The following is an 11,992-nucleotide window of genomic DNA, read 5'->3' as shown; positions in this document are numbered from 1 at the left end:
ATGTTCCCGCATTTCCACTTTTTTTTATACCTACATACGCATCTTTTTTTTAGTGATTATTTAATAGTGACCGAATCGCCGGTTACCCGGTATTGTATTCCTCCTGATAGTTTAAAAGACTCCAGCACTTCCTCCAGTGGCTCTTTGTCTATTTTTCCGCTGAACCGCATGGCCCCCAGCGAAGGGGATGCCAGGAGTATTTTTACCCCGTACCATTTTTCCAGCATGGGAACAATTATTTTCAGCGGCTGATGCTCAAAATGTATAAGCGTTTTTAACCATTGCGTTTCCAACAGCCCCGAATCAATCACATTGGGAAGTACCTTGCTTACTACAATATCGGGCATTTCTTCTTTTTCATTTTTCGCAACCACGGCTCCGCTTTGTTTATCGTTATTTTTGATTACCAGTTTCTCACTCGGATGCAGTATCACTTTTTCCCTGTCTTTCTGCCTGAACAACACTTCCACCCGGCCTCTTATCAACGTTGTTTCTGAGCTATGTTCTGTTTTATACGCTCTTACATTAAACGCTGTACCCAGCACCCGCACATCCATATCCTTTGTATGTACCAAAAAGGGGCGGTGCTTATCTTTTACTATATCAAAAAAAGCCTCTCCGTCCAGGTATACTTCCCGCTGCTCCCTTCCCAGCTCGTTGCTGAACCGCAGTTCTGTTTGTTCATTCAGCCACACTTTACTTCCATCCGGCAACACAAGAGCCGTTTTTGATTTGCCCGTTGTAGCTACCACCTGCATCGCCCCCGGGCTGCCCTTGTAATAATGCATTCCTAATAATCCAATACCTATAAGAAAAATTACAGAAGCAGCAATCCCCGTTAAGCGCCATCGGTTTAGTTTCTTTACTTTATTGGCCCCCTCCAGCTTTCTGTTGAGCGCTTCAAGTGATTGTTCAACAGCCTCCCTGTCGGTGAAGCCTTCCGCTATCAAACGATAGTCAAAGAGAACATCCAGGTATGCTTCTACATCTTCCGTAGGTGCATATGTGCCTACCAATCTTTTTAACTCTAGTTGTTCATCCAGGTTAATGATCCTTTCTTTCTTTTTTAACAATAACTCGAACAATCTGGTTTGTTCCATTTGAATACCGTTCTGTAATAAAGACGCTTCCCGGTTGCCGATACCCTGAAAGCAAATCCGTTTTTTTTATTATTTGAAAAAAATAGCCCCAATGTATGAACAGGCATCGTCCTGCGCAGACGAAGCGCCGAAAACATTTGTGTATTAGCCCCTACCGGTAAAACGGCTCAACTGTTATTATTTATACCCCGTTCTGGCTTTTAATGGGATGAGAGAATCGTATTCCGGCAGAAATTTGAGAAGCGCTTCCGCCACTCTTTTATTGGCGATCGTCATTTGTGTTTCTACTGTTTTTACTGAAATGTCCAGTAATTTGGCTACTTCACTGTATTTCAACTGCTCTTCTTTAATCAATCTGAATATCAGCAGGCATTTAGGCGGAAGTGAGCGGATGGCCTCCTGTATCAGCAACACATTTTCCGCTGAAACAAGGTGCGTCTCCGGCGTAACAACTGTATAAACAAGTTCATCCTCCGGCACATTTGTAAACACCCGCTTTTTTTTCCGCATAAAATTGATGCAGGCATTTTTTGACGCAATAAAAATATAACTCGAAATATTTTCTATGGCTGTCAGCATTTTCCTGTTTTCCCAAAGTTTCAGGAACACATCATGTATCACTTCCTCCGCCTTTTGCCGGTCCTTAACTATTGCAAATGCAAAAGGCAGAAGACCCGGGAAAAAATGTCTGAACAATTCATTAAAGGCCGTCTGGTCATCCTTCTCTGCAATCAGGACAACCAGCTTCTCAATCGTTTTCAAATTCGCAGGTATTTTGTCAGTCAAAAAAATGAAGATTCTAAACTTCCAAAAAGTCCAAAAACCGAATTTACATTGTTTTTGCTACTCAACATTGAAATTTTATTTCCGCGGTCTTATAAACCTGGACTAAATCCTGCTTTATAAGCGCGTTCTATTTGCTTCCGGTTCGTAACCCACGCCCCCTGTTATCTATACTGGTATCAAAATAACTACCTATATTTAACATCTCCATTGAGCGCTTAGTACATTTTATACTTTTAAAAAGAGATAAATTAAAAATAAGCAGGCTCACCGCCTATGACTTTTAATCAACTCGTTTTTTTATAATTTATAATAGCCCAGCCATTCAGCAATACTGCAAACCCGGCCATAATCAAAAAATGATTTTTGAGATCGGAAAAACCGCTTCCTTTCAATACGATCATTCGCACCACTTCAATAAAATAGGTTACGGGGCTGCACCTTGCTATAAGATACGCCCAGCGGGGCATGCTGTCAATAGCGGTAAATAAACCACTCATCAGCATAAAAATCATAATAAAAAAGAAGGTTATGGACATGGCCTGCTGTTGTGTATTGGCAAATGTTGAAATGAGCAGGCCCAGCCCCAATAGCGCCACTAAGTAAATTAACAGATAGCCGTACAACAAAAGCAAACTTCCCACGGGAACAATACCGTAAATCCAACGCGCTACAACAAATAAGCCGATACTAAAAATAAATATCCCGATAATCCAAAACGGGAGCAGCTTACCTAATACAAACTGGTACTTTTTGATAGGCGTAACATTGATCTGCTCTATCGTTCCTGTTTCTTTTTCCTTTACAATATTCAATGCACACATATACGCGCCAACCATTGTTACCAACACCACCAATATACCCGGAACCATAAAAAGCCGATAGTTCAAATGAGGATTGAACCAGTTGGATGCCGTTACTTCAATTTGGAGTGCTGCATTGTATTTTTGCCGGGGCATCCATTTTAAGCGAATGTCGTTGTTGTATGCCGATATGATCTGGTTGAGATAGGCACCGCCCAACCCGGCTTTTACACCATTGATGGCATTAACGGCTATAAACAGTTTTTCCTTTTTTTCACGTACCAGGTTTTTCTCAAAACCTTGTGGTATTTCCAGGATCAGATCAGCTTTTTCTTTTTCAACCTGGTTAAATGCACTTCTGAATGAATTACCATAGTCCGCCAGATGAAAATATCCCGAAGCAGTGATTTTTGAAATCAACTGACGGGCATACGTAGAATGATCGTGATCCACTATGGATAGGTTAATGTTCTTTATTTCGTAGTCGGCAGCCAACGGGAGTATGAGCAGTTGGATGACCGGAACAATGAAGATCAGCGGCAGTAGTGCTTTGTTTCGAAAGATCTGCTTAAACTCTTTCTGCAATAAAAATTTCAGTACTCTCATACCAATCGGGTTTTAAATTTTTTGAAACTCACGGCCAATAAAAAGCAGGTCATTCCGAAAAGCACCAGTGTTTCTTTCCAAATAGCGCTAAAACCCAATCCCTTTATCATTATCGATTTTACAATGGTATAATACCATTTAGACGGAATGATGTTGCAGATTATCTGTAACGGAAGCGGCATATTTTCGATAGGGAACATAAAGCCGGTAAACAACATCGTAGGCACTAACATACCCATCATTGAAATGAGCATTGCCGACTGTTGAGACGCAGCTACATTTGAAATAAGCAAACCCAGGGAAAGGGCGGTAATAATCAGCAGTATACTTTCTGCAAAGAGCAATAAAATACTACCGTTAACCGGCATATCCAAAAGCGTTACGCTTAAAATAAGAATTATCGAAAGATTTATAATGGAAAGAAACAAATAAGGAATTGCCTTGGCAATAATCACCATAACGGGGCTGAAAGGCGAAACCAGCAAGACTTCCATGGTGCCCATTTCTTTTTCCCTGACGATGGAAACGGAAGTCATCAGCACACAAACCAGCATCAACACCAGCGCCATGATACCTGGTACAAAATTAGTGGCCCCCTTCAGCTCCGGGTTGTACAACATTCTTACCTGGGGTGAAATAGTGTAAGGAATATTATTGCCTTGTATCAATTGCTGCTGATATTCCATAATAATTGCCGTTGCGTAATTGACCAGCGTGTTAGCAGTATTGGGGTCCGAAGCATCGGCAATAATTTGTACCTGTGCATGGTTCAGGTGCAACAGGTCCTTGCTGAAATTGGCGGGAAAAATGATAGCCAGTTTACTATTCTCCTTTTTAAATGCGTCCTCAATCTGCGAATGGCTAAGTAAGGCCCTGGTGAGATGAAACGTTTCATTGGCGGATAGCTTATTGATAATGTCCTGTGTTGCAGGGTCTTTGGCATAATCGCAAACAACAATTTTGGCATTCCTGACCTCGTTGGTAACGGCAAAACCGAACAGCACGATCAATACAACCGGCAGACCAAATAGCATTAATAAGGTTTTACTATCACGAAAAACATGATAGAATTCTTTTCTTACAAATGATAAAAACTGTTTCATCTTTAATCTGATTTTCGCTTTGCCCCTCTTGCCAATGCATAAAACACATCATCCATTGAGGTTGCGGAATAGTGTTGTTGTAAGTTTGCAGGCGTATCCAATGCTTTTATTACCCCGTCGACCATCATCGAAATACGGTTGCAGTATTCGGCTTCGTCCATATAGTGCGTTGTTACAAAAATGGTAATACCCCTGCCTGCAGCCGAATAAATGAGGTCCCAGAATTGTCGCCTCGTAACGGGGTCAACGCCCCCTGTGGGCTCGTCCAGAAAAACAATTTTAGGTTCGTGTAGCACCGCTACTGAAAAAGCTAATTTTTGTTTCCACCCCAAAGGCAATGAAGCCACTACTTTTTTTGCTTGGCTTTTTAACCCCAGCATTTCAATCAACTCCTGACTCTTTATTTTAAGCTGTTTATCTGACAGGCCATAGATTCCGCCAAAAAAGTTGATATTTTCCATTACCGTCAGATCTTCATACAATGAGAATTTCTGGCTCATATAACCGATATTCTTCTTTATTGCTTCGGTCTGCATGTAAATGTCATAACCTGCAATAGTGGCCGTACCCGATGTGGGCATCGAAAGGCCGCAAAGCATTTTCATTGCGGTTGTTTTTCCGGCACCGTTCGCTCCCAGAAAGCCAAAAATTTCACCAGCGTATACTTCAAACGTTACTTCGTCCACAGCGGTGAAATCTCCAAAACGCTTTGTGAGCTTATCTGTTTTTATTACAACTTCGTTTGTCATATTAATTCATCAGATCTATAAAACAATCTTCAATACCCGGTGTAATAAGTTTGATTTCAACATTTTTAAAACCAGCCCCCTGCAATGCGTGCAACAATGCTGCCGCCTGCGGATAGCGGGCTGCATTTTCAAACGGCCCGGGACCTTGCCCCCCTGTTATTATTTCGTTTTTCAACGACCCGTAGCTGTCTTTAAAAGTGATATGATGAAATGCACCAAATGAAAAACAGCTTTTTACCTGGCTGTTACTCCGCAAAGCATTTAACAAGCCGCCCATGTCATTTGCTTTTATTGCAAAAAGTTTTTCAGGAAATTGCTTTATGATCGTATCAGGCCTGTCAATCGTCATAATGTTACCGTTCTGCATCAGGGCTATGCGTTCGCAAAGTGTAGCCTCATCCATATAAGGGGTGGACATCAGGATGGTAATCCCCTGTTGCCTCAGGCCTTTCAGCATTTCCCAAAATTCTTTCCTGGAAACCACATCTACCCCCGTGGTAGGTTCATCTAAAAACAAAACCGTTGGGCGGTGAATTAAAGCACAGCACAAGGCCAGTTTCTGTTTCATCCCTCCCGATAATTTCCCGGCCCTTCGATTTTTAAAAGGCTCCAACTGTACATAAATATCCCGGACCAGATCGTAATTTTCTTTTACAGTTGTTTTAAATACTGTTGCAAAGAAGTTGAGATTCTCTTCTACAGACAGATCCTGATATAAGGAGAATTTACCTGGCATATAACCTACCGTTTCCCGGATGCGCTTATAGTCTTTTACCACATCACAACCGCTTACAGAAGCGGCACCGCTATCCGGTAACAGCAAGGTGGTGAGCACCCGGAACAGGCTTGTTTTTCCCGCGCCATCAGGCCCTATTAAGCCAAACAACTCCCCTTTATTTACTTCAAAGGAAACATCGTTTACCGCCTTTACTTTACCCTTGTTGTAGGTCTTTACGATGTTATGTACAATAACGTCTGCCATCGCTACCGGAATTTTATTTCGCCATACATACCAATCTTGTATGATCCGTCATTTTTAACTTTTATCTTAACGGCGTACACCTTATCCGCCCGTTCATTCCTGGTCTGAATGGTTTTGGGTGTAAATTCCGCCTCGTCGCTTATCCAGGTTATGGTACCAGTAGTTGTTTTGTAACCATTTTTGCCGTCGTCCGTAAGCACTTTTACCTGCTGGTTCAGTTGCACCTGCGGCAATTGGTCTCCGGTAATGTACACCCTCAAAATGATGTTTGATAAATCGGCAATTTTGTAAAGCGGTTTCCCCGTTGCAGTCATTTCGTTGGCTTCGGCATATTTAGTAAGCACGGTTCCGTTTACCGTATTTATGATTTTGCATTTTGCAAGCTGGTCGTTCAATTGCTCAATTTGTACCTGCAATGGTACCGCGTCTTTACCCAATCCCTCGCTTGAAATATACAAAGTGGATCGCTGTGCCCCGATCTGTTTTTTCAGCACTTCAATCTGTGCGTTGATATCGTCCAATTGCTTTGGGGTTGCCGCATTGCCTTTTACCAAATTGGTTATTCGTATTTTCTCCCTTTCATTTGTACTAAGCTGCTCCTGCAGGGCAGATAATTGAACAGGAATATTGGGTCTTTTTCCCAAAACAGCAACGGCCTGTGCTTCCAGTTGCTTTTTCTTTAAATATAGCTGCACGCTGTCTATATAGCCAATAACCTGCCCTGCTTTTAAGGTTTGCCCTTCTTCGATATTCAACTGGGTGATGGTTCCCGCTGCTTCGGATGAAATAATGGTTTCCACCGCTTCAAAGGCGCCCGATGCATCAAATGAAACCATGCTGTTATTGCAGGCCGCAAGCCCTATTGCCAAGCCGGCGATCAATGCTGCTATTGTTATTTTATACATATTCTTTTTCTTTTAATCGTTATTAATTTCCTGCAGTTGTCCGGGCGTTGTACTCCGTCAGTAAAAGTTGTATTTCGTGCAGGGCCAGGTTTTGTTTTGCCTGATCTTCGGCATTCACAGCAATCAGATAATCGTTGGTGGTTGCCGTACCATAGGTAAGCTGATTTTGGGTAGTATTTTTTACGCTTTCACGAAGCAGTATAATGTTCTTGTCTGTTTCAATCAGTTCCTGCATTTTGGCTATGTCAGCATGCTCCCTTTTTAAGGTAAGGTTGGTGTTGAACAAAAAAGTTTCCCGCTGTATCCCTATGGCGCTTTGGCTGAGTGTAAGTATCTTCTTTTCATTTTTATAGGTGTAAAAACCTGTGAAGCTCCAGTTCAGGCGAAGCCCGCCCATGTAATACCCCTGAAAATCGTTGTTCAGCATATTTAAACCCGGCCGGCCCAGGCCTCCCTGAAAAAACGCACTGACATGTGGGCGGTTTTTAGCTGTAAGCAGCTTGCTTTGCACATCAAAAGATCTTTGCTGCAGGTCGAATAATCGAAGCTCAGGGCGGTTAATAGTACCGGGAAGCATCTGCTGCAGCGGCTTTTCGAGGATGGTGCTTTGATCAACCGGCTCGCCGATGAACAAAGCCAGCATATCAGCATAACCTTTTCGGGTGGCGTTCAGTTCAATGGTCCGCTGGCTGGCTTTCAGCAGTTCGGCCTTCAGGTTATCTGCGGCACTTTTTAAGGCTACTCCGTTAGAAATGGCCACACTGGTTTTGTCGATGCCGGTTTGAATATCTTTTCCAACTAACTCCGTCTGTCTAATCTGAGCGTCCATCAACAGTATTCCGAAATAGAGGTTATTAATGCGTGCTCTTAATTCGTATAATGCTACGGCTGTTTTTTGTGTTTCTATTTCCGAATTGGTAGTAATATATTCCTTTTGGTCTTTCACCGTGAAAAGATCCGTAAGCGGCTGTGTCACTTCGCCATAGAGCCGGTACTGATCCTTACTGATCACGGGCATCTTCACATTGGGCAGGGAGATGGGCACTTGCGTAACATCCGATTGATAGGTTGCCTGCCCGCCTATATTGAATTGGGGCAAATAGCCTTTCTGCGCATTGGCGATGGAATACTCTTTTGTTTTATCGATTAGTGCATTTTGCTTTATCAGGGGATAGTTCTGCTTCGCCATTTCAAAGCAATGATCAAGGCTTAATGAGGTCTTCGTTTGTGCTGTAGCATATGAAGTATATACAAGCAACAGACCTACCAACCATTTTAATTTCCGTTTGCAAACCACTTTAATCATTTCATTTAATTTCATATTTTAATCGTTTGATTAATAACGGGGCAAAAAATTATTTCGCTTTCATCATTGCTTTTATCCAGACGGGGATGCCTTTTTTTCGCTCCTGCATCAGTTTATCAAACTGTGCTTCACTCAGGCCGCCAATTCCCTGCAACAACGGTTTTCCAATAAAAGGAAAAACAACCAAGCCCAATAGATTCATAAAAAAATGCAGGGGATTCGGTTCGGTAATTCTTCCATTGACCACCGCTTTTTGATGTTGCCGAAAAAAAGCGGAATTGATTATCAATTGCCTGATGGGCAATTTTTCCAACAGCCCCTCTGCGTTGTTGCGGATTTCGCTCAGCATAAAGATCGGAACATTCGGATCTTTGATAAGAAGATCGATGTAACTTGAAGCAATAAGCTCAACTTTTTGTTCGAGGGTGGTTTTTTCATTATTCAGCACCGTTGACATATGCTGCATAAAGCCTAAAAGCGTTTCAAACATTATGAGCTCAAACAGTTTTTCTTTACTACGAAAATAATAATTGAGCAGGGCAAGGTTAATGTCCGCTTCTTTGGCGATATCCCTCGTTCTGGTAGCGGCATAACCCTTTTTGTGAAATACTGCCCGGGCTGCCGCTTTTATTTTTTCCTCTGTAGTGGTGTCTAATTTTTTTATTTCTTTATTCTTCGTCATTTTACCGGAGGTATCTTTTGAGAACAAAAGTAACACCTGTTTTTTGATTTAACCAAATATTTTAATCAAATGATTAAAATATCATATTCTTTTTGAAAAGAAGCGCCCCTAAAATCAGCTTTCCTTACGGTCCCCTGTCAACCACCCATACAAACGGGGCCCATGACGCCTATTGACTGCAACGGTTGTTTCCTGTCGAGTACCCATTTTTTGGCATCTTTATTATTGGGGATCGAATGCATATAGTTGCCCAATGTGGTAGTGAGCTTTATTGACAATTGATTCAGTCCCTGCTTTAATGCGCCTTTTACTTCATAGGTATGGTCTCCATACCAGCGAACACCCAGCGTACGACCATTCAGTGACACTTCACTAATGCCCATTACGCTTCCCAGGTTAAGGTATTCATATCCGGCAATACCATCTAAAGTGAAAGCAGTTTCATACAAAGCGACACCTCCAAAATCTTTCAGACTGCCATCGTCTTTAAAATCTTTTAACTGAAAATCCGGAATTGTTTTTTTACTGCCATCTATAAAGTTCAGGCTAAGTTTCCAGGGCCCTTCCACCACCTGTCGTAGTTTTCCAGCTTGTTCCTTCACGGCAAAGGTGTCGCCCGTCCTGTGCTTGTCAAAAACGATCAGCACAGACTGGGCCGGGGCTAATCTTATTTTTAACCGGTTGTACGGGCCTTCCGTCTTATAAATAAACCGCTGCCCTGTTTCGGGATCCCAGAGCCAGGCGGTTTTACCGGGGGCTACACTAAATTCTGAATAAAAAACTTTTGTGGAAGTAAGACTGCTGTTGGTGATGAAAAACAGATCCAGGTCATTATACCGATAATAAACCTGGCTGACTAAAGAAGAGGGGTTGCTAAATTGTACATACACCGGCAAGTTGTATAATTTTTGTATGCTGCGAAACCATTCGATCAAACCAACTTGTTTTTCCGGCGGTTGCACCACTCTTACCTTTGCGCCCTTCTTTATCTCCCCGACAGCGCTTCTTACCGCTGCATTGCGTTGCTCATACTGATAAAAACCGGGGGCTTTGTCCGGCTCCTTTCCGATAAAAACCAGGCGACCTCCGGAGCGGGCGTATTGCTTCAACGCATTGGCTGTGGCTTCCGGCATGCTTTCCGTTTCAACCACCAACAATAAAGAATAACTTCTGTTATTGTACCGGATCATTCCATCAGACAAGTCAGCCTGCTGAATAATCCGGTCACTTATATAATCGCAGCCGTTGCCGCATTGGTGAACTGCCTCCCAAATATTATATATATAATCCGGATAAGCCAGGTCGGGCCAGGGATCGCGCTGCAGCCCCCGCCGGCTCCATAGATCAGCCAGCGGGTGATACACCGTTACGTCCGACATAAGCGTTGCGCGCTGAAAAACGGCGGAAAGCCTCGATTTGTAATGAATCCACTTATTTAAATACGGCCACCAGGGATTTCTTTCGTTAAAAAAAGTGCCGTACCGGATCCAACCGGGAAAAGGGGCTTCAGGCGGACTGTAATTAAATCCATGAAGGATGCTATGTGTTACGCCGGACAGATTACTTTGATCGCCGGTTATTTTAATATGCTCGAGCGAGGCATTAAAAACAAAAGAGGTATTGGTTATTTCTTCACAACTTACCAGCTTTTTACCCATCAGCCGGGCTGCAGAAGAAACAAAACGGTTCACCATACAGGGTGCAGTGGCATAGGTAAAATTGAATGCTTTAGTATCCTGTCCAATGGAGGGGCTGATCCAGGTTTCACACTCTGGTATATCCAATTGCAGGGCGGAGTCCAGCGGATGCATTTCCTGTCCGTATGCCTGCATCCTGGATCGCACTTTATTACGTTTGCACCATTCCAGATAGGTTTCCAGGAAACGCTCGTGAAACAATTCCATTTTCGTAAGCTCAAAATCATACCGCACACGGTCCAGGTCTTCCTTAAATTTTGCATCGATTTCCGATCCATATCTTTCGTCCAGTATTTTGCCCATCTTCCCTGTTTTAAAAAGAATAAAAGGGAGATACGGTTTTAGAGAATACTGCCGCCTTTTTTCAAATTCTGAATAAAAATCATCCACCCAATTGGCACCTTCCAGTTCAAGACTATCCACAAAAACCGACCGGAAACGGGTACCAATTTTCCCCATAGATACATCAAAAGCATCCGACATCCGGTTCAGATAGCTGCTTACCGCGCTTTTGTTAAAGTGGTTCAGCACCGGTCCATCCGCCCCCGGCGCTCCATGTATTACCGCCATAAATCCGGTGATCTGTACCAAATAATATAGCACATGATTTCCTTCAGGCACTTTAATGGTGATCTGCTCCTTTTGAGCGGCGCCATCCATATCAACGACTTCTTTTAGCTCCCTGAGTTGCGAAGGAACCAGCCGCAGGGACATCAGTTTTTTTTGCGGATCGTCATACTTAAATCCGATCGGCGGATCAACGCTTTTCTCCAGCTCCTGCTTCGACAAGGTTACGGTAAGCGGGCCTTTCAGTTCTCTTGTTCCCAATGCCATGATCATCGTCTGGTCTTCCCTTTTTACAAATTTTCCTCCAAACGGCCATCCTGATCCAACGATTATATCGCAGATAAGCCCCAGCTTCTTTGCCTGATCTGCCGTAAACGAAACAATATCCAGCCACTCCCTGCTCAGCCATTGTACCGGCTCGTAGTTTAGCGGATCCGCAGTTTCAGGGAAGCGTATAGAATTGATCTCCACTCCCCCAACCCCGATCTGCTTCAGCAGGCCGAGCTCACGGGCTATTTCTTTTTTTGTTATTCTCAATCCGTTCCACCACCAACGCACAAAAGGTTTTGCCTGTGTATCCGGATGCTGAAAGGCACGAAACAATGTATCCGCATCAATGAAATCCAATGCTTGTTTTGGCAGGGAGCTCAGCAAGGGTAAACCCATGATGCCAGTGCCTGATATTTTAACGAAATTTCTCCTTTTCATA

At 43.1% G+C, this 11,992-nt stretch carries 10 protein-coding genes; all 10 read right to left on the bottom strand.

Features of this window, described 5'->3' with window-relative positions; genetic code table 11:
• Positions 1-56: 56 nt before the first annotated feature.
• On the bottom strand, positions 57-1,100 hold the full coding sequence (locus tag NIASO_RS01870) for a FecR family protein (protein WP_008583983.1): 1,044 nt from the start codon (positions 1,098-1,100) through the stop codon (positions 57-59).
• Between the two features lie 177 nt (positions 1,101-1,277).
• Positions 1,278-1,862, bottom strand: a complete 585-nt coding sequence (locus NIASO_RS01865) for an RNA polymerase sigma factor (protein ID WP_008583985.1) — start codon at positions 1,860-1,862, stop codon at positions 1,278-1,280.
• Positions 1,863-2,170: 308 nt separating this feature from the next.
• A complete protein-coding gene (locus NIASO_RS01860; protein WP_008583987.1) occupies positions 2,171-3,292 on the bottom strand; it encodes an ABC transporter permease in 1,122 nt (373 codons plus the stop codon).
• Positions 3,289-4,395 (bottom strand): ABC transporter permease, encoded by a 1,107-nt coding sequence (locus NIASO_RS01855; RefSeq protein ID WP_008583990.1) that lies wholly within the window; start codon positions 4,393-4,395, stop codon positions 3,289-3,291. The genes NIASO_RS01860 and NIASO_RS01855 overlap by 4 nt, the downstream gene beginning before the upstream one ends.
• A 2-nt stretch (positions 4,396-4,397) precedes the next feature.
• Complete coding sequence (locus NIASO_RS01850; RefSeq protein WP_008583992.1) at positions 4,398-5,144, bottom strand: ABC transporter ATP-binding protein; 747 nt, start codon at positions 5,142-5,144, stop codon at positions 4,398-4,400.
• A 1-nt stretch (position 5,145) separates the two neighbouring features.
• A complete protein-coding gene (locus tag NIASO_RS01845; protein WP_008583995.1) occupies positions 5,146-6,126 on the bottom strand; it encodes an ABC transporter ATP-binding protein in 981 nt (326 codons plus the stop codon).
• A 2-nt stretch (positions 6,127-6,128) separates the two neighbouring features.
• Positions 6,129-7,031, bottom strand: coding sequence for an HlyD family secretion protein (locus tag NIASO_RS01840; RefSeq protein ID WP_008583996.1), 903 nt, complete (start codon positions 7,029-7,031; stop codon positions 6,129-6,131).
• A 22-nt stretch (positions 7,032-7,053) separates the two neighbouring features.
• A complete protein-coding gene (locus tag NIASO_RS01835; protein WP_245605212.1) occupies positions 7,054-8,352 on the bottom strand; it encodes a TolC family protein in 1,299 nt (432 codons plus the stop codon).
• 34 nt (positions 8,353-8,386) lie between these two features.
• Positions 8,387-9,019, bottom strand: a complete 633-nt coding sequence (locus NIASO_RS01830; RefSeq protein WP_025298624.1) for a TetR/AcrR family transcriptional regulator — start codon at positions 9,017-9,019, stop codon at positions 8,387-8,389.
• A gap of 137 nt (positions 9,020-9,156) precedes the next feature.
• A complete protein-coding gene (locus tag NIASO_RS01825; RefSeq protein WP_008584002.1) occupies positions 9,157-11,991 on the bottom strand; it encodes a glycosyl hydrolase in 2,835 nt (944 codons plus the stop codon).
• Between the last annotated feature and the right edge of the window lies 1 nt (position 11,992).

Source organism: Niabella soli DSM 19437 (assembly GCF_000243115.2).
GTDB classification, from domain to species: Bacteria; Bacteroidota; Bacteroidia; order Chitinophagales; family Chitinophagaceae; genus Niabella; species Niabella soli.
This window is presented reverse-complemented; position numbering and strand designations above follow the sequence as displayed.

Bases quoted from the DNA above. Each gene is read 5' to 3' on its own strand.
- NIASO_RS01830 (WP_025298624.1), bottom strand. From the start codon at position 9,019: ATGACGAAGAATAAAGAAATAAAAAAATTAGACACCACTACAGAGGAA.
- NIASO_RS01855 (WP_008583990.1), bottom strand. From the start codon at position 4,395: ATGAAACAGTTTTTATCATTTGTAAGAAAAGAATTCTATCATGTTTTT.
- NIASO_RS01825 (WP_008584002.1), bottom strand. From the start codon at position 11,991: ATGAAAAGGAGAAATTTCGTTAAAATATCAGGCACTGGCATCATGGGT.
- NIASO_RS01870 (WP_008583983.1), bottom strand. From the start codon at position 1,100: ATGGAACAAACCAGATTGTTCGAGTTATTGTTAAAAAAGAAAGAAAGG.
- NIASO_RS01860 (WP_008583987.1), bottom strand. From the start codon at position 3,292: ATGAGAGTACTGAAATTTTTATTGCAGAAAGAGTTTAAGCAGATCTTT.
- NIASO_RS01850 (WP_008583992.1), bottom strand. From the start codon at position 5,144: ATGACAAACGAAGTTGTAATAAAAACAGATAAGCTCACAAAGCGTTTT.
- NIASO_RS01845 (WP_008583995.1), bottom strand. From the start codon at position 6,126: ATGGCAGACGTTATTGTACATAACATCGTAAAGACCTACAACAAGGGT.
- NIASO_RS01840 (WP_008583996.1), bottom strand. From the start codon at position 7,031: ATGTATAAAATAACAATAGCAGCATTGATCGCCGGCTTGGCAATAGGG.
- NIASO_RS01835 (WP_245605212.1), bottom strand. From the start codon at position 8,352: ATGAAATTAAATGAAATGATTAAAGTGGTTTGCAAACGGAAATTAAAA.